Origin of the sequence: Neiella litorisoli, from assembly GCF_014773395.1 — a bacterium.
Classification (GTDB): Bacteria; Pseudomonadota; Gammaproteobacteria; order Enterobacterales; family Neiellaceae; genus Neiella; species Neiella litorisoli.
In genome coordinates this window covers 34939-54541 of sequence record NZ_JACXAF010000010.1, presented here as the reverse complement: position 1 = coordinate 54541, position 19603 = coordinate 34939, and the positions used below count along the sequence as shown (strand labels likewise).

Below are 19603 nucleotides of genomic sequence, written 5' to 3'. Positions count from 1 at the left end.
CGGAAGCAGAGCTATGAGTGAGACACAGGCAACAGCCGTAGATTATAACTACAAGGTCGTTCGCCAATTTACAGTCATGACTGTAATTTGGGGCATTGTAGGTATGGCCGTCGGCGTATTAATTGCAGCACAGCTGTATTGGCCAGCACTGAACTTTGATGTGCCATGGCTAACTTACAGTCGAATCAGACCCCTACACACCAACGCGGTAATTTTTGCATTCGGTGGATGCGCATTATTCGCAACTTCTTATTACGTGGTACAACGTACCTGTCAGGCCAAGCTGTTCGGCGGCTGGCTAATCCCCTTCACCTTCTGGGGCTGGCAATTGGTGATCCTTAGTGCCGCGATTACCCTACCTCTGGGTATTTCTACGGCTAAGGAATATGCCGAGCTGGAATGGCCAATCGATATTTTGATTGCGCTGGTCTGGGTCTCTTACGGCATCGTTTTCTTCGGTACCATCATTAAGCGTCAAACGTCTCACATCTACGTTGCCAACTGGTTCTACGGTGCCTTTATTATCACCGTTGCTGTGTTGCACATTGTTAACTCAATGGCGATCCCAGTGTCGCTGTGGAAGTCTTACTCGATCTACCCTGGCGCCGTTGATGCCATGGTCCAGTGGTGGTACGGCCACAACGCCGTAGGCTTCTTCCTCACTGCTGGTTTCCTTGGCATGATGTACTACTTCGTGCCAAAACAAGCGGGTCGTCCGGTTTATTCGTACCGCTTGTCGATTATTCACTTCTGGGCATTGGTTTCGATCTACATTTGGGCCGGTCCGCACCACTTGCACTACACCGCACTGCCAGACTGGACTCAGTCATTGGGTATGGTGATGTCGCTGATTTTGTTCGCACCAAGCTGGGGTGGCATGATCAACGGTATTATGACCCTCTCCGGTGCGTGGCATAAATTGCGTCACGATCCTGTATTGCGCTTCTTGATTGTATCGCTGTCGTTCTACGGCATGTCGACTTTCGAAGGCCCAATGATGTCAATCAAGACCGTCAACGCCTTGTCTCACTACACCGACTGGACTGTTGGCCACGTGCACTCTGGTGCGTTGGGTTGGGTTGCCATGGTATCGATCGGTGCAATGTATCACCTGATCCCAGTGCTGTTCGGCCACAAGCGCATGTACAGTGTGCAACTGATCAACACGCACTTCTGGCTTGCCACTATCGGCGTTGTCTTGTACATCGTTGCCATGTGGATTGCCGGTGTCATGCAAGGTCTGATGTGGAGCGCGGTGAACGCCGACGGTACCCTGACCTACTCCTTTGTTGAAGCGCTAGAAGCAACAAAACCTTACTACTTGGTTCGCTTTATTGGTGGTGTGTTCTTCGTCGCCGGTATGTTGCTAATGGCATACAACATGTTCAAAACCATCTTCGCGCCGAAAGGCACGCTGGATGACGTTCATGAAGAGCCAGAGATGGCTGCGCAACCAGCGTAAGGAGTACGAAGATGAAATTTAATCACGAGTTTTTGGAAAAAAACATTGGCCTGATGGCGGTCTTTATTGTGATCGCCATTTCTTGGGGCGGCTTGGCGCAAATCACGCCATTGCTGTTCTCCAAGGAAGTTGTGACGCCAGTGGAAGGTTTGAAGCCTTACACTGCGCTGCAAATGGAAGGCCGTGATGTCTATATCCGCGAAGGCTGTAACTCATGCCACAGCCAAATGATCCGTCCATTCCGTGCAGAGACCGAGCGCTATGGTCACTACTCTGTCGCTGGCGAGAGCGTTTGGGAACACCCATTCCTATGGGGCTCTAAGCGCACTGGTCCTGATCTTGCCCGTGTTGGTGGTCGTTATAGTGATGAGTGGCATCGCATTCACTTGATCGATCCTCGCGCAGTGGTACCAGAATCTAATATGCCTGGTTTCCCATGGTTGAGTGATGCAGAGCTCGATGGCAAAGAGACAGCGAAGAAAATGGCTGTGTTCAAAAACATGTTCGGCGTGCCTTATACGGACGAAGACATTGCCAACGCTGAAGCTGAGGTTGCCGGTAAGACTGAGATGGATGCATTAATCGCCTATTTACAGTCTTTGGGTACCGCCCTCAAGTGAGGTGACTTATGAGTTACGGTGATTTCCAAGGCATTATCACATTAGTTTTGATGGTTATTTTCATCGGCATCGTGCTGTGGGCGTATAGCTCACGGCGCAAAAAAGCCTTTGATGAAGCCGCAAATCTAGTGTTTGCCGACGAACAAACGGAACAAAAACAAACAAATAATAAGCGGGAGCCAGGCACACATGACTAGTTTCTGGAGCGTTGTTGTAACGCTGATTACATTAGGAAGTATCGGCGCATTTGCCTATCTGTTATGGGTGTGTGCGACAGACCGCATGGGTAAGCCAGAAGGCGAATCCATGGGCCATGAGTTTGATGGCATCGAAGAGTTGAACAATGATCTGCCGAAATGGTGGACCTACATGTTCGTAGTGACCATCCTGTTTGGATTGGGCTATTTGGCACTCTACCCCGGCCTTGGCAACTATTCGGGCTTTTTGAACTGGACCAGCGCCAATAAGCAGGTTACGTCGTTGGAAGAATCGCGCGCAGCATCGGCTGATTCCCAGGGCATTGTTCAATATGACCAAGAAGTGGTTGCAGCGAACGAGCGTTTTGCGCCTATCTTTGAAGCATTTGCCGCTACGCCAATCGTTGAATTGGCCTATGACGAAGATGCGATGAAAGTCGGTAAGCGCCTGTTCTTGCAGAACTGTTCGCAGTGTCACGGCTCAGATGCTAAAGGTGCCACGGGCTTCCCTAACCTGACCGATGACAAATGGAACTGGGGCGGCGAGCCAGAGCAAATCGTTGAGACCATTCTCCATGGCCGCGTTGCAGCAATGGCCGCTTGGGGCGATGTGCTGGGCGATGAAGGTGTTGATGCTGTTGTTGAGTACGTGCTGTCACTCTCAGGTCGTCGTGGTCTGGATGTTAAATTGGTTGAGCAAGGTAAAGCCAAGTTTGGTCTGTGTGCGGCCTGTCATGGCGCAGACGGCACTGGTAACGAAATGTTTGGTGCACCGAATTTGACTGATCAAACATGGTTATATGGCGGTTCGCGCCTAGCGATTGAGGAATCAGTTCGCAATGGTCGCGCTGGCGTGATGCCTGCTTGGAAAGAGATCCTAGGTGAAGATAAGGTTCATGTCTTGTCTGCCTATGTCTACCAGCTGGCAAACCCACACCAATAATTAACCGTATAAATGATGAACGCCCCTAAATTGGGGCGTTTTTTTTGTCAGAAAATGCGTAAACTACGCCCTGAAGCAAACATACTAAAAAAATCTGGAGAGACATTTTCCGTGCAATCTAAACGTTGGTATCAGCAGTTTTGGCCATGGTTTCTGTTGGCGTTTCCGCTTTCAGCAGTGATCGCAAGCTTTGTCACTTTGTTTATCTTTCTTGGCGCTCAACCGGACATGGTGGTCGATGACTATTACAAGAAAGGTAAAGCGATTAACTTTCAAAAAGAAAAACAAAGCAAAGCGTTAGAGCTTGGATTAGCGGCGCAAGTAAGCTTTACCGAAGGTCAGGTTGTCATTGAATTTACTGGCGGTGGCGAATCATTGGATGGCAGCGCGCTGAATCTCGATTTTTACCATACGACGCAAGCGAAACGTGACTTTTCAGTGCTGGCTGCGAAAAATGGCAAAGGCCAATACGTAGCGGCGCTGCCGGAAGACATCGTCCACAAATGGCAGTTGTCAATTATGCCATTTGACCAGTCTTGGCGCTTGCGCCGCACGATCACTTTACCGCACCCTGGCGCACTTGAATTCGATCCATACAGTCACTGATTTGAGCTAGTAGCCGATGTCACAAGGTTCTTGTTTCCATTGTCACGAGCCCATTCCCGATGGACTCGAACTGACGGTCGAAATCCTCAACAAACCGCGCTCTATGTGTTGTCTTGGCTGTCATGCCGTGGCTGAGTCGATTGTCGAAGCTGGGTTAACGGATTACTACAAGCATCGCACCGATGTCGCCGGAAAAATTGAGGGCGACCTAGTGCCTGATGCCCTCAAATTGCAATTCGAACGCCTCGATATGGCGGAAATTCAGGACGAATTTTGTACCACCGAGGGTAATTCCAAAGAAGCGTTGTTGTCGCTAGATGGCGTGCGTTGTGCTGCGTGCGCATGGTTGATTGAAAAACACTTGTCTAGGCAAGCTGGCGTTGTTCGAGCGACTGTCAATTCATCGACCCATCGCCTGTTGTTACGCTGGGATCCAGCCCAAGCTGCGCTGAGCAAACTGTTAAAGTCGCTCGCTGAGCTTGGTTATCAGGCGCTGCCATACGACAAAGAAGTTGAAGACAAAAGTTATCAGGATAAAAAGCAGAGCTTTTTAATCCGCATTGGTGTGTCGGCATTGGCCAGCATGCAAGTAATGATGTTCGCTGTGGCACTTTATTTCGGCGTGTTCGACATGGAGCCCCATCAGCAAAGCTACCTTCGCTGGGTATCGCTGCTGATGGCAACGCCAGTGATTTGTTACGCTGCCTGGCCATTTTACCTTTCCGCTATTACTAGCATTAAAGCCCGCCATCCGAACATGGATGTGCCAGTTTCAATCGCATTGATTTTGGCGTTTATTGCCAGCAGCTATGCCACGATTTACCAAACTGGTGAGGTTTATTTCGAATCCATTTCGATGTTCACCTTCTTTTTATTGCTGGGCCGTTACGCTGAGCTTGTTGCCCGTCATCGCGGCAATGCCAGAAGCGCCAATGCCGTAAAATTGCTGCCGGCAGTGGTCCATCGGCTCACTGAATACGGCGTCGAAACGGTGCCGGTTAAGCAGATTTTGGCAGGCCAGCGATTGTTGCTGAAACCCGGTGAAACGCTGGCCGTTGATGGCGTGATTGTAAAAGGTGCCAGTCATGTTGATTTATCGGTATTAACCGGCGAGCACGAGCCAATTGCTAAAACCGTCGGCGATACCGTGTTTGCTGGCGTGATTAATCAGGAGCAACCGCTTGAAATTGAAGTCACAGAAGTCAAAGACACCATGGTGGCCTCCATTGTTCGAATGCAAGAACAAGCACTGGCGAGTCGCGCCAAGCCGGTTCAATTTGCCGACAAAGTTGCCCGCTATTTTGTCATTGCGCTGCTGATTGTGGCCAGTGCCACGGCAACTTTCTGGTATTTCAATCGGCCAGAAGACGCTCTTTGGATCACCCTCGCAGTGCTCGTTGCCACCTGCCCCTGTGCCTTGTCACTGGCAACACCAACGGCCATTACCGCAGGGATCAGCCGCCTCGGTGCCAGTGGCGTGATTGCCAAAACAGCGGACTTACTCGATCAGCTAGCATCAATCGACCGAATTGCCTTTGATAAGACTGGCACGTTAACCCATGGCACCTTATCGGTGAATGATGTAGCGTGCTACAGCGATGATATAGACACGCAGCAAGCTTTGGCACTCGCGGCAAGCCTCGAAGCCGGCGCCAATCACCCTCTGGCTGATGCAATCGTCAATGCCGCAGCTGCCAATCAGTCGCGAGTTCTTGTCGCGAACAATATTCAGCTGATGTCAGGGTTTGGCGTCTGTGGCGAAGTCAATGGCCAACGTTTCTATCTCGGTAGTCCGCAGTATATTGAGCAACAACATGCTGGCGCGGCACCATCACATCGGGTACTGCTTGCCAACGAACAGCAGGTATTGGCGGGTTTTGATTTTATCGATCCGCCGCGCTCGGACGCCGCACAACTCATCAAACAGCTGCAACAACTTGGTGTCTCGACGGCGGTGGTCAGTGGCGATCAACAAACACATACAGCAACGCTGGCTGACAAGTTGGCGATTAGTGATGCGGTCGGCAATTGCACCCCAGAAGATAAGCTAGCTTGGGTACAGCAAAAACAAGCCAATGGCGAGGCGGTATTGATGGTTGGTGATGGTATTAATGATGGCCCCGTGTTGTCACAAGCTAACGCGTCGATTGCCATCTCAACCGGAACCGACATTGCTAAACGCAGTGCCGACGCGGTCTTACTTGGCTCGAAGTTAATACCCATTGCCACGGCGATTCGCGTTGGTCAGCAAACTAAACGGATCATCCGTCAAAACCTGGCATGGGCGCTCGGTTACAACTTGGTGGTGTTACCCTTGGCTGTCTCGGGCATGTTGCCGCCTTATATTGCTGTGATTGGGATGTCGGCATCGAGTCTCATTGTGGTGGTCAATGCCATGCGTATCGAACGGTTGAAGAGTTAACTATGGCAATAATTTATGTTCTGATCCCTATCGCCATTCTATTTATATGTGTCGCTATAGGCGTGTTCGTATGGGCGGTGAAGTCCAATCAATTTGATGATTTGGAGCGTCACGGAACCAGCGTGTTGTTTGATGACGACGAACCTGACGACAAAGGTCAGGCGAAGTAATGATCGATTGGGCGTTTGTTGCCAGTCTATTCATGATCGGTCTATTTGGCTCGGGCCATTGTTTGGGGATGTGCGGAGGTCTGTCTGTTGCACTTGGCATGGGCATCAAAGGAAGTCGCGCCGACAAGGTTCGTTTATTGGTGGTAGCGCAACTTGGCCGGATCAGCAGTTATTGCTTGATTGGCGGCCTATTCGGCTGGTCAATCAGCCAATTGCAGCTGTTATTTGGCGCAAGAGATGTGTTGCTGGTGTTTCGGATCGCAGCCAATTTGATGCTCATTTTGATGGCCTTATATATTGCTCGATGGTGGTTTGGTTTGGCCCACCTGGAAAAGGTTGCCGCGCCACTTTGGCAACGAATCAAACCCATTCAGCAAGCCTTTCTCCCGATTAAAAGTACTTATGGCGCGCTCATTGTTGGCGCGTGTTGGGGTTGGTTACCTTGTGGCTTAGTCTATTCAGCGACGGTGACAGCCATGGCTAAAGGTGATGCCTTGAGCAGTGCTTTGGCGATGTTGGCGTTTGGTCTAGGGACAACACCAGCGGTTATGCTGATCAGCTCTGGCGGCTCAACATTGTCGAAATGGATTCAAAATCCTTGGTGTCGCAGGGCTGTGGCAACGGCGTTGATCATTTTTGCCACCGCACAACTCGTTGAACTGTTGATCAGTCATTGACTACGATGTGAGAAAACGTGTTAAAATGCTGGAGTTAGGCCGTCAAAAATTTTTTGGAAACTCTTTATGACTTCAACAAAGCGCCCTTTTACTGGCGGATGCGGAGCAATTCACTGTCAGAACTGTAGTATCAGTCAATTGTGCATTCCATTTTCGCTTAATTCCAATGAGTTAGATCAACTCGATGACATTATTGAGCGAAAAAAACCAATCCATAAAGGGGACGAGCTGTTCAAAGCTGGTGATAACCTCAAAAGCCTTTACGCCATTCGTTCTGGCTCGGTGAAATCCTATACCATCACTGAGAATGGCGAAGAACAAATTACAGGTTTCCATTTGGCCGGTGACTTAGTTGGCTTTGATGCCATCTCTCGTGATCACCACCCAAGCTTCGCTGAAGCGCTGGAAACTTCGATGGTCTGCGAAATCCCATTCGATACCCTAGACGACTTGTGCGGCAAAATGCCAAAACTGCGTCAGCAAATCATGCGCCTGATGAGTACTGAAATCGGCTCTGATCAAAACATGTTGCTGCTACTCAGTAAAAAGAGTGCTGAAGAGCGTTTGGCGTCATTTATTTATGAGTTGTCGCGTCGCTTTGGTGAGCGTGGTTTCTCTTCTCGTGAGTTCCGCTTGACCATGACTCGCGGTGATATTGGTAATTACCTTGGCCTAACCGTTGAAACCATCAGCCGCCTACTTGGCCGTTTCCAGAAAAGCGGCATGATTGCCGTTCAAGGCAAATACATTACCGTACTTGATAACGAAAGTTTGGCTTTGGCTGCCGGTCGCCAGCCAGCTGATCAGGCTCAAGTTGGCTAACCGTTCGCTAACTGTTTAGCAGCTCACAAAGGCGCGATCTTGTTCGCGCCTTTTTTGATCCCTCTCAACAACCAGCCCTGCCGCCGAGGCCAATTATTGCTATGGTTAAATTGATCTGATCCCTGTTTCTCAGGAGTTTAGCCATGAACAATTATAAGAAATTTTTGGTTGTCATCGATCCTTCCTCCGATAAACAACCTGCGCTATCCAGAGCTTTTCATCTTGCCGATAAAACCGGCGCTTCGGTCCATGTGTTTCTGTCGATCTATGATTTTTCGTATGAAATGACAACCATGCTGTCTGTGCAAGAGCGTGAAGCCATGCGTGAAACTGTGATTGCTTCACAGCGCGAATGGCTAACTGACGTTTTAGCCCAGTACCCAACTGAGGTTAAAACCGAAGTTCATGTCATTTGGCACAACCGGCCATTTGAGGCAGTGATTCACCATGCCATGCGCTGTGGTATTGATTTAATCATTAAAGCAACTCGCTCCCATGACACCTTAAAGTCCGTGATTTTCACCCCAACCGATTGGCATTTGTTACGTAAGTCGCCGGTTCCGGTGTTGCTGGTGAAAGAGCATGACTGGCCTGAAAACGGCAAAGTCATTGCAGCGGTCGATGCTGGTAATGATGACGATTCCCACGCAGGCCTTAATCAAGCAATCATTAGCCAATCTGTCAAACTATGCGAGTTGGTGGGCGCTGAAACCTATTTGGTGAATTCTTATCCGGGCGCACCGCTGAACATTTCGGTGGAGATCCCAGATTTTGACCCCGAATCGTACAACAACGCGGTCAAGAAGCACCATCAAGCAGAAGTGAAGAAATTAGCTGAAGGCTTTGCCATTGATGATCACCATTGGCACGTCGGTGAAGGTCTGCCCGAGGATGTGATTCCAGCATACGCGCGGCAACTCGATGCTGAGCTTGTTGTGATGGGCACGGTCGGCCGAACCGGTATATCGGCTGCTTTGATTGGCAACACGGCTGAGCATGTGATTGATCAGCTCAACTGCGATGTCCTGGCAATCAAGCCCGAAGGCTTTGAAAGTCCGGTGAAACTCGACTAATCCAGTCATCTCAATGGGGTCATGAGTTTACTTGGTATCGGCGATCCGTATAATACCGTCGATTTTTCCATCAGGTAGGCCACATGACCCCTAAATCAAAATACAACGCCAACAAGCTTGAAAAGCGCTTGTGTCGCAACGTTGGTAAAGCCATTGAAGATTTCAATATGATCGAAGATGGCGACCGAGTTATGGTCTGCTTGTCAGGTGGCAAAGACAGCTATGCCCTGCTCGATATTTTGCTGAAACTGCGCTCTCGAGCACCGATCCACTTCGATATTTTCGCCGTTAACCTGGATCAAAAACAGCCGGGCTTCCCAGAACATATCTTGCCGCAGTATTTAGACTCGCTTGATATTGAATACAAGATTGTCGAAGAAGATACCTACAGCATTGTCAAAGATAAAATTCCTGAAGGCAAAACGACTTGCTCGCTCTGTTCGCGTTTACGTCGTGGCATTTTGTACCGCACTGCAAAAGAAATGGGCGCGACCAAAATTGCGTTGGGGCATCATCGCGATGACATGCTCGAAACCTTATTTTTGAATATGTTCTACGGTGGCCGATTAAAATCGATGCCAGCAAAGCTGGTTTCAGATGACGGCCAACACACAGTGATCAGGCCATTGGCCTACTGCAAGGAAGCTGATTTGATCCGCTACGGTGACGTTCAGGAATTTCCCATTATTCCTTGTAACCTCTGCGGCTCGCAGGACAACCTGCAGCGCCAAGCGGTTAAGGCCATGCTGCATGAGTGGGACCGGCGCTACCCTGGCCGCTCAGAAACCATCTTCAAGGCCATGCAGAATGTGGTGCCAAGCCATCTTGCAGATCGCCAGCTGTTTGATTTTCTATCAATGCAACCAACCGGCGAAGCCAATGCCGACGGTGACACTGCGTTTGATCAGCCAAGCTTCAGCGAGCCAAAACCTGAGTTTGCAAGTGACGTTCAAATCGTCGAATTAAAATAAAACAATGTGGCGGCTAATCGGCCGCCATCGTCAGCCGGACGTGTTCGACGTCGGCTGTTAACTCAATGTGCTCGGGTAGCCGTTCGCGCGGATATTCGATACGTTGGCCATCGCTTAATTGCAATACCACGCCATTCCAATCCGGCATAAAATAACGCACCGAGCCGGCATAGTTTTCCATCAAGCTATAAACTTGTTCAGCAACTTGTTGCAGCTCTTCACCAGAAAAACTGCGCTTATATAAACGCCCGACGGCGGCAACTTGCAGTTTGCACGTTTGCGGCGCTTGAAAGACCAAAGCGCCACGTCCATCTTTGATTCGCTTATCAAATGGTACAAAGAATTCGCCCGTCGCTGCGTTAGCAACTAACGGGTAACGCGTCTGTCCGACATGTATTTCTGCGTTCACTACACAAGATTGATCAGGCTGCGCTGGGTTGTTGAGAAAGAACGCCGGCTTCACTCGGTTGTACTTGGTTGAGTTGGCACTTTTGAGGTAATCGTAAAAACCTGCATATTCAAGACGTAACGGCTCGGCGTGGCAAGTCCAGGCACTCAGGCCAAGCGCAATACAAGTGGCGATAGCGCGACGAATGGCAATTTTCATCCGGTGACCTCAACAAATAATGTCCAAACAATTCGCGCAGCAATCAGTATCAGTAAACTGCTCATGATGACGTTGACCAGCTGGTAGCTGTCTTGCATCCGTTGCTGCAATTTCGGGTGGCCAACGATGCAGGACAATAACGCAAACCAAGCAAACGTTGCGAACACCAAATAAACGCCGTAACCGGCCTTATCCAGCATTGGCGTGGTATCAGACACCACGGCGGTAAACAGGGCAATAAAAAATAATGTCGCTTTTGGGTTTAAGCCATTGGTGATCAAGCCATTGATAAAGGGCCTTGCCGTCGCCTTGCGATCGACCGAATCACCAAAATCAGCATCACCAGACGCCGCTCGGCTAAGTAACCCATTGATGCCAATATAACCAAGATACAAGGCTGCCAGCATCATCATCACCTGCTGCAACCATGGATAATGATGCAACAAGTAACCAACGCCCGCGACCGAATACAGCACGTGAACAATGATCCCGCAACCAATGCCGGCGGCGGTCAGCACGCCCGCGCGACGACCAAATTTAATCGCGTTGTTGAGCACAATCGCAGTATCTGGCCCTGGACTCATCACTGCCAACAAATGGATCCCAGCAATGGTGACAAATTCACTCCAAACCATAACAACTAACCTAAAGAAAAGACGCGCTATTGTTTCATTAAATCAGCGACGTAGGTAGTGACAATTTCCGATGCTGGTCCGTAATGGCACTCACTAAAGTTATGATTGACGCTTGAAGGCTCAAGATTTAACTCCACCGTATGGGCACCAAACTGCGCTGCTTGTTGGACAAAGCCGGCTGCCGGATAAACATTGCCAGAGGTACCAATCGAAATGAACAGATCGCATTGAGCGAGCGCATCATAAATGGCATCCATTTGTTTTGGCATTTCGCCAAACCAGACAATATCAGGGCGCAAGCTGCCTTTATGCTGGCATTGCGGGCAGACATCGTTCTCGGTTGTCGATTCGGTAGTCCGAAATTCATGGCCACAGTGCTGGCAGACAATCGCCAATAGTTCGCCATGCATGTGGATCACTTGCTGGCTGTTAGCCCGCTCATGCAAATTATCGACGTTTTGCGTTACCAACATGAATTCACTGGCCCATTGTTCTAATTCAGCAAGCGCATAATGAGCGGCATTGGGGGCAATTTCGGGGTTCAGCAACTGCGCGCGGCGTTCATTATAAAAACGATGCACTAATGCCGGGTTGCGGCTAAAGCCTTCGGGAGTGGCGACATCTTCAATCGAATGACCTTCCCACAAACCATCAGCGCCGCGAAAGGTTCGAATACCGGACTCAGCAGAGATCCCAGCACCGGTTAAAACAACTATTTTCATGGTGTTTCCTATTCAACTGGCATGGCCAATAACGTTAGCCAGACTTGAATGCTGCGACAAGAAAGGCCATAAAGAACATCTGTTCTATTAATTCGAATATACAATGGCAAATCAAGTTCCTGATGCGCAATGCCGTATCTTAATCACTGGCTTTGGTGCTATCGGCCGAACCATGTGCCAGCAGGCGCCAAATGCACAGCTGATTAGTCTTAGTCGGGCTGACGACTCGGTCGCCAAACAGCATATCCAAGCCGATTTATTGGATCCACAAACCCTGCAAAACCTGCCTGATATTGATTATGTGATTTTTACGGCAACGCCTGATTGTCGTACAGAGACTGCCTATAAAGACACTTATAACAAAGCATTAGCTAACTTACTGGATGCATTGTCTAGACAACAAATAAAGCGTTTTTTGTTTGTTTCAAGTACCAGTGTTTACGGTCAGAATGGTGGTGAAGTGGTCAATGAACAAAGTGCAACCGACGCGGCTAGCTTTAGCGGCCAAATTATTCGCCGAGGCGAGCAATTATTGCGCGAGCACGCCGTTCACTCCACTATCGTTCGCTTTGGCGGTATTTATGGTAATGGCCGTTCGATGATGATTCGCCACGTTAAGGCCGGCGTTGAGGTAGCCAACCAGCCTGCACCATTAACCAACCGAATTCATGAGGAAGATTGCGCAGGTTTGCTGCTGCACTTGATTGCGCTCGATTGGCGCGGGGAGTCGTTAGCGCCCTGCTATGTTGCCGTCGATGACGATGGTGCTGACAAGGCGACAGTTTATCAATTTATTGCGGAGCAACTGAATCAACCGGATTTGGTGAACTTGTTGCCACAGACTCCATCTAATCTTGGTAAGCGTTGCGATAACAGCAAGATGCGCGCAACCGGTTATCAGCTGAAATACCCGGATTATCGCTCAGGCTACCAACAGATGCTTAAACAGATGGCGCAGGAGTAACCCTATTGATGTTAACTAGAATTTCTGAGTTTTTTGATCGCCTAACCCAAACCCAGAGCGCCGAAGCGGCTGCCATCGATCAAGAATTAGCAATCGCCGCTTTGTTGATCGAAATGGCTAATAGTGACGGCACCAGCAGTGATCGAGAGTTATCCGTGATTAGCCAGTTACTGACTAAGTTATTTGGCGTGGCGAAGTCGGATGTGGATGAGTTGATTGCCCGCGCCAAGCAATCAAGTGATGATGCGGTGGGATTGTATCGCTATACATCTGTGGTGAAAGAAGCGCCGATTGAGCTTCGTAATCAAGTGGTATTGGCACTGTGGAAAGTGTCGTATGCAGATGGCGTACTTGATCCACACGAAGAAGCGACGATAAGAAAAGTGGCTGACCTGCTTTATGTCAGCCACAGTGATTTTGTTCGAAACAAGTTAGAAGCCCAAACGATCATGGGCATCGCTTAACGCCACTTATTCTTTGCCAAAGACTTGGTTTTCTTGTTCCTGCACGCGAATGAAGGTAGTGCGCTTGGACAGCTCTTTGAGCTGACGGGCGCCAACATAAGTACAAGCTGAGCGAATACCGCCGAGGAAGTCGAGCACCGTGGCATTGACTGGGCCGCGGTAAGGTACTTCCACAGTTTTACCTTCAGAGGCTCGATATTCAGCAACCCCGCCCGCATGCTTGCCCATGGCGGTGGCGCTACTCATACCGTAGAAACGTTTGTACTGTTTACCGTCACGTTCGATCAGATCACCTGCCGCTTCATCGTGACCGGCGAGCATACCACCCAACATAATGAAGTCAGCACCGCCACCAAACGCTTTAGACAGATCGCCAGCAATCGCACAGCCGCCGTCAGAGATAATCTGCCCACCAAGGCCATGTGCAGCATCAGCACATTCAATCACCGCCGACAATTGCGGGTAGCCAACACCTGTCTTGACCCGCGTGGTACAAACAGAGCCAGGACCAATACCGACCTTGATGACATCGGCACCCGCTAAGATCAACTCTTCAACCATTTCACCGGTAACCACGTTACCCGCAATCAGCGTGGTCTCTGGATATTGCTGGCGAACGCTACGAACAAAATTAACGAATGCTTCGGAGTAGCCGTTGGCGACATCCACGCAAATAAATTGCAGCTCAGGGTGCGCTGACATCAGCGTATTGAGCTTGGCCATATCTTGTTGCGATGTGCCCGTGCTGACCATAATGTGATTAAAAATGGATTCATCTTGCTGAGCGAGAAACTCGCTCCACTGCTCGATTGAGTAGTGCTTGTGGACCGCGGTGATCATCTTGTGTTCGGCGAGCGCTACGGCCATCTCAAATGAGCCGACAGTGTCCATGTTGGCGGCGATAATCGGAACACCAGTCCAGGTCTTTCCGCTATTCACAAAGGTGAAAGTACGATTGAGTTCGACTTGCGAGCGAGAGCTAAGCGTGGAACGTTTGGGGCGGATAAGTACATCTTTAAAGCCCAACTTGATATCCGATTCGATCCGCATGTGCAAAAACCTCTGAATGATTAATTAACTTGCCTGATATGGGGCTGATAATTGATAGACCCAAGGGCAACGACAGCTATTAAGTGTATGGGAATTTAATGAAACTGCTCGTTCGGGTTTTGATGCCGAACATTAAATTGCCGGTTAGCACCGCTTTCCTACCATTCTCGATACGCTTTGTTAGTATTGCTGCTACAACAATTACATTTAGGTGTTTCATGGCGGATTGCTATACAAACGGATTAATGCCCTTGGCCGAAGGGTTACGCGTGTTACTCGATAAAGTCAGCTCGATAATGGATCATGAGCAGGTGTCATTGTCGCAAGCTGCAGGTCGGGTGGTTGCAGAAGCGATCAGTTGCCCGATTAATGTGCCGCCAGCAAACAACTCTGCAATGGACGGTTATGGCGCGCGCTCGGCAGATTGCATTGGCGAGGTGACGTTAACGTGCATCGGTCAGGCGCTTGCCGGACAACCCTACTCCGGCACAGTCGCGGCAGGCCAGTGCGTTTGGATCATGACAGGCGCGGTGATCCCTGCTGGCGTAGATGCCGTGATCATGCAAGAAGATGTCACCCGCGAAGAGCAACAAGTGTCGCTTAGCGCGGCGGTCAAACAAGGTCAAAATATTCGTTTGGCCGGCGAAGATCTGCAAGCTGGGCAATTGTTATTTGAGCCAGGCCATCGCATCAAACCTGCAGATATTGGCTTGCTGGCATCACTTGGGGTCGCCACTGTCGCGGTCAAGCGCAAGCCGAAAGTGGCATTGCTTTCAAATGGTGACGAACTCGTTGAGCCAGGCCAACCGTTGGCTGCAGGCCAAATCTACGAGAGCAATCGATACGCCCTTGCCGCGATGCTCAAGCGTTTATCGCTGGAAGTGGACGAGTTTGGCATTATTGCCGATGAGCCAGAAGCCATCCGCGAGGCGTTCACTCAAGCCAGCCAATACGATGCCGTGATCAGCAGCGGCGGCGTCAGCGTTGGCGATGCCGATTACATCAAAGATATTCTTAGCGAAATGGGCCAAATTGATTTTTGGAAGCTAGCGATTAAGCCGGGTAAACCGTTCGCTTACGGACGCCTTGGTAAGGCTCATTACTTTGGCTTACCGGGCAATCCTGTCTCGGCCATGGTGACTTGCCATCAACTGGCTGTGCCGGCATTACGCCAATTAGCTGGCGAGTTCGCAGAGCCGCCGCTGACGGTCATTGCGACGACGACCGAGGCAATTCGTAAGCGCCCTGGCCGGCTCGACTTTCAACGGGGAATCGTCCAGCGCGGTGATGACGGTCGCTTGGTTGTGAGCACCACTGGGCGGCAAGGTTCTGGCATTATGTCGTCGATTAGCAATGCCAATTGTTTTTTGGTGCTGGAGCTTGAGCGCGGCAATATTGATGCTGGCGAGCAAGTTGAGGTGTTATTGTTTGACGCGTTGCTGGGTTAATCCCAGCTCGCGGCAGCATCGGTATCGCAGGCTCTGGCATCAAGCCAACGATCGCCATCTTTAGTGGTTTCTTTTTTCCAAAATGGCGCTTGTGTTTTTAACTTATCCATCAAAAACCGAGCGCCTTCAAAAGCCGCATCGCGGTGGGCTGAACTCACCCCAACGAATACAATCGGATCGCCGGGAACCAAGGCCCCAACCCGATGAAACACGCTGATCCGAAGCAATGGCCAACGTGCGGCCGCTTGCTCGATTAAGCCTGTTAAGCTTTTTTCCGTCATCGCTGGGTAATGTTCAAGGACCAAGCCCGTCACCTCTTCATTGAGATTCTGTTGCCGAACCTGACCGATAAAGTTGACCACAGCACCCGCGTTGTGATCAGCACTTAACCAGCTCAGATGCTCAGCCACATCAATCCAATGTTCATTCACTGCTAATCGGATTTGGCTCACGGTTAGCCTCCGGTTACCGGCGGAAACAACGCCACTTCATCACCAACAGCAACCATCGCCTCGTCCCCCGCCATTTGCTGATTGACCGCAACCAGCAAGGCACCATTACGTTCGGCAGTGGCAATGACTGGATATTGCTTTGCTAAGCCTTGTTTTAAGGTTGCGACGTCACAAGGTAAATCAATGGCTAGGGATATTTGCCCTCGGCCTAATTGTTCGCGCAGGCTGGCGAACACTAATATGGATAATGTCATGCTTGCCAACGCCCCGTTTTGCCGCCCTCTTTAAGCAACACGCGGATGCCGTCAATGCGCATTGCCGGATCGGCGGCTTTACACATGTCAAACAAGGTCAGCGCCGCGACTGAACACGCCGTTAGCGCCTCCATTTCGACGCCAGTTTTGCCAGCCAACTTACACAATGATTCGATTCGAATACGGCCCTTGTCGGCCTCAATTTGGAAGTCGACCGCCACCTTTGATAGCGCCAGCGGGTGGCATAACGGAATCAATTGGGCGGTTTGTTTGGCCGCCTGAATACCAGCGATGCGAGCCGTTGCCAGCACATCACCTTTGGCATTGGTTTGATCTGCAATTGCCGTCAACGCAGCAGCAGACATGTAAATATAACCTTCGGCAATGGCGCTACGTTGGCTGACTTGCTTATCGGAGACATCCACCATATTGGCTTCTCCGGCGGCATTAATGTGGCTTAGCGGGCTGCTCATATTATTTAACCGGAGCGACGTGAGGCGCGAAGTTACAAGGGCGATGACGGCTATCAAGCTGCTCTTGCAAAATACCGGTCCAAGCGGTTTTGCACGCGTTGGTTGAGCCCGGCATACAGAAAATCGCGGTGCCGTTAGCGAAACCAGCAAAGGCGCGAGATTGCACAGTCGAAGTACCGATTTCGCCAAACGAGATATGGCGGAACAGCTCACCAAAGCCTTCGATTTGACGATCGAACAGCGGCTCAAATGCCTCTGGCGTGGTATCGCGGGCGGTAAAACCAGTACCACCGGTTGACAGCACGACCTGAATGTTAGGGTCTGCGATCCATTGCGATAATTGCGCGCGAAGCTGGTATTTGTCATCGATGCAGATGGCTTTGGCAACAACCTCATGGCCACTGGCTTTGGCCTGCTCGACCAAATAGTTACCTGAGGTGTCTGTTGATTCGTCGCGAGTATCGGAAACCGTTAATACCGCAATATGAAGTGGGGTAAGCGTATCACTAGCAAGATGTGCCATGACTATTCCTTGTGTTTTTATAAGTTGTTGTTGGCTAGAAAACTGTGCCACTGCTGTGGCGTATTAATGTTATCCAACACCGATTCATTTGGCGCTGCGACGCGGCAGCATTGTTGACTGGCAAGCCAGTTGCGAATGGACCAGTGTTTGTGGTTATCACTGCGCAGACAAGCCCTAACGCTCGCCAAACAGTCATCGCCTGAGGCAATGTACAGTGGTAGTACAGAAGCCGCAAAATGAACACAAGTATGTGCCATTTCACCCTGATCAATCAATTGCCTGAGTGTTGCTACGTCCAGTTGTGGCATATCAATCGGTACCACTAACCAACGAGCACCTGGATGTGCAGTTAATACCGCTTCGATGCCGCCGAGCGGCCCTTGGTCGGCAAACTGATCGGGCACCTCATCACCACTGATGACAATGTCGCTAACACCGGCTGCGGCCAATTGTTGTGTCATGTACTGAACCAGCGTCAGCTCACCTATTTTAAGCGCGCCTTTGGCTGTACCCATACGAGATGACTTACCGCCATTGAGTAGCAAACCGCGAAGTGGGAGTTGCACTATGATCTCACCAGCAAAATAATTTGGCCCAGATTATTAGTAATCGATGCCAATGCCAACCACCATTCGATAATCATCTTTTTCGGGGATCACGCCATCGGCGTCAGCGCGGGGGTTGTCAGTTCGATCCCAGACCACGGAAACATCGAAATCAATGTACTTGGTAATTTCTGTGGAAATAGTCGAGACCAGATGGTGGGTGTAGCGACCAGACACCTCGTTGACAATCATCAACTGCATGCTGGTTTTCCAGTCGATCCAGTGGGTTAATTCGGTGTCATAGACAGTTGAAGCGGTCAGCGCGGGCGTACGCTCATCATCTTGTTGGCCCACTTCGACCGAATCAAAACGCGTGATTTGATAGCCAAGTGTGGTCGAAATGTCCCAGTCGGTGGTGTCATTCTCAATCAGCCGATAACCAAAGCCGCTACCGACGGTTGTTCTGCGCTCAATGTTCTGGAATTTATCGATGAACAGTTCACCTTGGAATGTTCGCCAAAAGAATTTTCGGCTGACAAAACGGTCATAAACACCTTTTAAACGGTGGTTATTGGCCGTTTGCGAATCGTCTTTGACCGACATGTAGCCGAGATAATCAATCGTTGCTCGGGTATTGGCGGTCTGGCGTTTTATATCGGCGCTTGCATTAAATTCGCTCTCGTCGTTATTGCCCTGTCTTACTGAATAACCCAAGGATACTTTGGCGGACCACTGCGAAAATGCGCGCTCTTCACGCGGCGCTATCGATACCACATCGAAAGCGTCATAAATTCGTTGGCTGTCCGAACTGGCGATCACCACTTTATCGCCGATGCGATCAAGTTGGCCAATGACCTTGCCGTCAGTCTCAGTGAAGATGCCAAATTCACCGCTGGCGTGGATGGTGACAATATCGCCCCATTTGATACTCAGCACGCCCAGCTTATCGCTGTCGAAATGCAGGCGATCTTGATACATGGAAATAACATCGCCTTTGACCCATTCGCCGGAAACTAACTGAACCCAGGTTGAGTTGACGCTTTTGGGCGGCGGTGGCGTCCAATTGTTGGCGCTGGATGCAGCCGACAATGTGATGTAGCCAACTACGACTAGGGCTTGCCAGTATGCGGTAGTGACTGTGTGTTTCGATAACCTCATTCAGTACGCCGTTAATTTGCTAAAAATCAATCTGATGCAATGACCATGGGAATAGTAAACAGTATATGAAACAAGTTATTTTACCGAGTAAAAAATGAATGATGAGTATTACAGCAAAATGACTCACCTCAAGCTCAAAACAGACAACTTAACGCACCAATTCAATTAGTTAGTCGATCAATAAGAATAATTAATGGAAAAAACGTGAGCAATCTCACGAGATTCTGCTAACTTATCAAAGGTCTCAAGGCGTCTTTGGTAGTCAGTTAAATACCCGATTCGTTGACGAACAATGACGCACGCAGTTGCATTGCGCATTAGCACACTCTAAGACATGGAGCTTAC

The 19603-nt window shown here is 49.9% G+C and carries 24 protein-coding genes; 14 read left to right on the top strand and 10 right to left on the bottom strand.

What is annotated here, in order from left to right:
* Positions 1-13 precede the first annotated feature (13 nt).
* The 11 genes from ccoN to ttcA all read left to right on the top strand — a co-directional run bounded on the left by ccoN (position 14) and on the right by ttcA (position 9963).
* Positions 14-1462 carry a cytochrome-c oxidase, cbb3-type subunit I gene (gene ccoN, locus IC617_RS09260; protein WP_191144722.1) on the top strand — a complete coding sequence of 483 codons (1449 nt, stop codon included), beginning with the start codon at positions 14-16 and terminating at the stop codon, positions 1460-1462.
* 11 nt (positions 1463-1473) lie between these two features.
* Complete coding sequence (ccoO, locus tag IC617_RS09255; protein WP_191144721.1) at positions 1474-2082, top strand: cytochrome-c oxidase, cbb3-type subunit II; 609 nt, start codon at positions 1474-1476, stop codon at positions 2080-2082.
* A gap of 8 nt (positions 2083-2090) precedes the next feature.
* A complete protein-coding gene (locus IC617_RS09250; protein WP_191144720.1) occupies positions 2091-2279 on the top strand; it encodes a cbb3-type cytochrome oxidase subunit 3 in 189 nt (62 codons plus the stop codon).
* On the top strand, positions 2272-3222 hold the full coding sequence (gene ccoP / locus IC617_RS09245) for a cytochrome-c oxidase, cbb3-type subunit III (RefSeq protein ID WP_191144719.1): 951 nt from the start codon (positions 2272-2274) through the stop codon (positions 3220-3222). Before IC617_RS09250 ends, ccoP begins: the two co-directional genes overlap by 8 nt.
* A 111-nt stretch (positions 3223-3333) precedes the next feature.
* Positions 3334-3828 (top strand): FixH family protein, encoded by a 495-nt coding sequence (locus IC617_RS09240; RefSeq protein ID WP_191144718.1) that lies wholly within the window; start codon positions 3334-3336, stop codon positions 3826-3828.
* A 16-nt stretch (positions 3829-3844) separates the two neighbouring features.
* Entirely contained in the window at positions 3845-6250 is a 2406-nt protein-coding gene (locus tag IC617_RS09235; protein WP_191144717.1) for a heavy metal translocating P-type ATPase, read from the top strand.
* Between the two features lie 2 nt (positions 6251-6252).
* Complete coding sequence (gene ccoS, locus IC617_RS09230) at positions 6253-6420, top strand: cbb3-type cytochrome oxidase assembly protein CcoS (protein WP_191144716.1); 168 nt, start codon at positions 6253-6255, stop codon at positions 6418-6420.
* Positions 6420-7097, top strand: a complete 678-nt coding sequence (locus tag IC617_RS09225; RefSeq protein WP_191144715.1) for a sulfite exporter TauE/SafE family protein — start codon at positions 6420-6422, stop codon at positions 7095-7097. Before ccoS ends, IC617_RS09225 begins: the two co-directional genes overlap by 1 nt.
* Before the next feature lie 66 nt (positions 7098-7163).
* On the top strand, positions 7164-7919 hold the full coding sequence (fnr, locus tag IC617_RS09220; RefSeq protein ID WP_191144714.1) for a fumarate/nitrate reduction transcriptional regulator Fnr: 756 nt from the start codon (positions 7164-7166) through the stop codon (positions 7917-7919).
* Positions 7920-8062: 143 nt separating this feature from the next.
* A complete protein-coding gene (uspE, locus tag IC617_RS09215) occupies positions 8063-8992 on the top strand; it encodes a universal stress protein UspE (RefSeq protein ID WP_191144713.1) in 930 nt (309 codons plus the stop codon).
* An 83-nt stretch (positions 8993-9075) separates the two neighbouring features.
* Positions 9076-9963: a tRNA 2-thiocytidine(32) synthetase TtcA gene (ttcA, locus tag IC617_RS09210; protein ID WP_191144712.1), complete on the top strand. Its 888-nt coding sequence runs from the start codon at positions 9076-9078 to the stop codon at positions 9961-9963.
* 13 nt (positions 9964-9976) lie between these two features.
* Here the strand turns inward: ttcA and IC617_RS09205 are convergent, their stop codons facing one another.
* From IC617_RS09205 to cobB, 3 genes are read right to left on the bottom strand one after another with little or no spacing between them, the layout of a single operon-like run.
* Positions 9977-10570: a DUF2987 domain-containing protein gene (locus IC617_RS09205; protein WP_191144711.1), complete on the bottom strand. Its 594-nt coding sequence runs from the start codon at positions 10568-10570 to the stop codon at positions 9977-9979.
* Positions 10567-11205: a LysE family translocator gene (locus tag IC617_RS09200; protein ID WP_191144710.1), complete on the bottom strand. Its 639-nt coding sequence runs from the start codon at positions 11203-11205 to the stop codon at positions 10567-10569. The genes IC617_RS09205 and IC617_RS09200 overlap by 4 nt, the downstream gene beginning before the upstream one ends.
* Positions 11206-11231: 26 nt before the next feature.
* Positions 11232-11927, bottom strand: a complete 696-nt coding sequence (cobB, locus tag IC617_RS09195; RefSeq protein WP_191144709.1) for a Sir2 family NAD+-dependent deacetylase — start codon at positions 11925-11927, stop codon at positions 11232-11234.
* A gap of 103 nt (positions 11928-12030) precedes the next feature.
* Here cobB and IC617_RS09190 point away from each other — a divergent pair, with 103 nt between their 5' ends.
* Both IC617_RS09190 and IC617_RS09185 read left to right on the top strand, forming a co-directional pair.
* Complete coding sequence (locus IC617_RS09190; protein WP_191144708.1) at positions 12031-12891, top strand: NAD-dependent epimerase/dehydratase family protein; 861 nt, start codon at positions 12031-12033, stop codon at positions 12889-12891.
* Positions 12892-12899: 8 nt separating this feature from the next.
* Positions 12900-13355, top strand: coding sequence for a tellurite resistance TerB family protein (locus tag IC617_RS09185; protein WP_191144707.1), 456 nt, complete (start codon positions 12900-12902; stop codon positions 13353-13355).
* 6 nt (positions 13356-13361) lie between these two features.
* Here the strand turns inward: IC617_RS09185 and IC617_RS09180 are convergent, their stop codons facing one another.
* The gene (locus IC617_RS09180) at positions 13362-14405 is read right to left on the bottom strand and encodes a GMP reductase (RefSeq protein ID WP_191144706.1); all 1044 of its coding nucleotides are present in this window, start codon (positions 14403-14405) and stop codon (positions 13362-13364) included.
* 218 nt (positions 14406-14623) lie between these two features.
* Here IC617_RS09180 and moeA point away from each other — a divergent pair, with 218 nt between their 5' ends.
* On the top strand, positions 14624-15853 hold the full coding sequence (gene moeA / locus IC617_RS09175) for a molybdopterin molybdotransferase MoeA (protein WP_191144705.1): 1230 nt from the start codon (positions 14624-14626) through the stop codon (positions 15851-15853).
* On the opposite strand, the gene moaE is transcribed toward moeA, so the two are convergent.
* From moaE to IC617_RS09145, 6 genes are read right to left on the bottom strand one after another with little or no spacing between them, the layout of a single operon-like run.
* Positions 15850-16305 (bottom strand): molybdopterin synthase catalytic subunit MoaE, encoded by a 456-nt coding sequence (moaE, locus tag IC617_RS09170; protein WP_369410384.1) that lies wholly within the window; start codon positions 16303-16305, stop codon positions 15850-15852. The two genes, moeA and moaE, sit on opposite strands and share 4 nt — an antisense overlap.
* A gap of 2 nt (positions 16306-16307) precedes the next feature.
* Entirely contained in the window at positions 16308-16559 is a 252-nt protein-coding gene (locus IC617_RS09165; protein ID WP_191144704.1) for a MoaD/ThiS family protein, read from the bottom strand.
* Positions 16556-17032 (bottom strand): cyclic pyranopterin monophosphate synthase MoaC, encoded by a 477-nt coding sequence (gene moaC, locus IC617_RS09160; RefSeq protein WP_191144703.1) that lies wholly within the window; start codon positions 17030-17032, stop codon positions 16556-16558. Before moaC ends, IC617_RS09165 begins: the two co-directional genes overlap by 4 nt.
* 1 nt (position 17033) lies before the next feature.
* Positions 17034-17555 carry a molybdenum cofactor biosynthesis protein B gene (moaB, locus tag IC617_RS09155; RefSeq protein ID WP_191144702.1) on the bottom strand — a complete coding sequence of 174 codons (522 nt, stop codon included), beginning with the start codon at positions 17553-17555 and terminating at the stop codon, positions 17034-17036.
* A 17-nt stretch (positions 17556-17572) separates the two neighbouring features.
* Positions 17573-18121 (bottom strand): molybdenum cofactor guanylyltransferase, encoded by a 549-nt coding sequence (mobA, locus tag IC617_RS09150; protein WP_191144701.1) that lies wholly within the window; start codon positions 18119-18121, stop codon positions 17573-17575.
* A 36-nt stretch (positions 18122-18157) separates the two neighbouring features.
* On the bottom strand, positions 18158-19258 hold the full coding sequence (locus IC617_RS09145) for a DUF481 domain-containing protein (protein WP_191144700.1): 1101 nt from the start codon (positions 19256-19258) through the stop codon (positions 18158-18160).
* Positions 19259-19603: the final 345 nt, after the last annotated feature.

Coding starts and splice junctions, on each gene's coding strand:
- IC617_RS09180 (WP_191144706.1), bottom strand. CDS start 14,405: ATGCGGATCGAATCGGATATCAAGTTGGGCTTTAAAGATGTACTTATC.
- IC617_RS09235 (WP_191144717.1), top strand. CDS start 3,845: ATGTCACAAGGTTCTTGTTTCCATTGTCACGAGCCCATTCCCGATGGA.
- fnr (WP_191144714.1), top strand. CDS start 7,164: ATGACTTCAACAAAGCGCCCTTTTACTGGCGGATGCGGAGCAATTCAC.
- IC617_RS09165 (WP_191144704.1), bottom strand. CDS start 16,559: ATGACATTATCCATATTAGTGTTCGCCAGCCTGCGCGAACAATTAGGC.
- ttcA (WP_191144712.1), top strand. CDS start 9,076: ATGACCCCTAAATCAAAATACAACGCCAACAAGCTTGAAAAGCGCTTG.
- moaC (WP_191144703.1), bottom strand. CDS start 17,032: ATGAGCAGCCCGCTAAGCCACATTAATGCCGCCGGAGAAGCCAATATG.
- IC617_RS09250 (WP_191144720.1), top strand. CDS start 2,091: ATGAGTTACGGTGATTTCCAAGGCATTATCACATTAGTTTTGATGGTT.
- cobB (WP_191144709.1), bottom strand. CDS start 11,927: ATGAAAATAGTTGTTTTAACCGGTGCTGGGATCTCTGCTGAGTCCGGT.
- ccoS (WP_191144716.1), top strand. CDS start 6,253: ATGGCAATAATTTATGTTCTGATCCCTATCGCCATTCTATTTATATGT.
- IC617_RS09185 (WP_191144707.1), top strand. CDS start 12,900: ATGTTAACTAGAATTTCTGAGTTTTTTGATCGCCTAACCCAAACCCAG.
- IC617_RS09200 (WP_191144710.1), bottom strand. CDS start 11,205: ATGGTTTGGAGTGAATTTGTCACCATTGCTGGGATCCATTTGTTGGCA.
- IC617_RS09225 (WP_191144715.1), top strand. CDS start 6,420: ATGATCGATTGGGCGTTTGTTGCCAGTCTATTCATGATCGGTCTATTT.
- ccoN (WP_191144722.1), top strand. CDS start 14: ATGAGTGAGACACAGGCAACAGCCGTAGATTATAACTACAAGGTCGTT.
- ccoO (WP_191144721.1), top strand. CDS start 1,474: ATGAAATTTAATCACGAGTTTTTGGAAAAAAACATTGGCCTGATGGCG.
- IC617_RS09205 (WP_191144711.1), bottom strand. CDS start 10,570: ATGAAAATTGCCATTCGTCGCGCTATCGCCACTTGTATTGCGCTTGGC.
- uspE (WP_191144713.1), top strand. CDS start 8,063: ATGAACAATTATAAGAAATTTTTGGTTGTCATCGATCCTTCCTCCGAT.
- IC617_RS09190 (WP_191144708.1), top strand. CDS start 12,031: ATGGCAAATCAAGTTCCTGATGCGCAATGCCGTATCTTAATCACTGGC.
- ccoP (WP_191144719.1), top strand. CDS start 2,272: ATGACTAGTTTCTGGAGCGTTGTTGTAACGCTGATTACATTAGGAAGT.
- moaB (WP_191144702.1), bottom strand. CDS start 17,555: ATGGCACATCTTGCTAGTGATACGCTTACCCCACTTCATATTGCGGTA.
- moeA (WP_191144705.1), top strand. CDS start 14,624: ATGGCGGATTGCTATACAAACGGATTAATGCCCTTGGCCGAAGGGTTA.
- IC617_RS09145 (WP_191144700.1), bottom strand. CDS start 19,258: ATGAGGTTATCGAAACACACAGTCACTACCGCATACTGGCAAGCCCTA.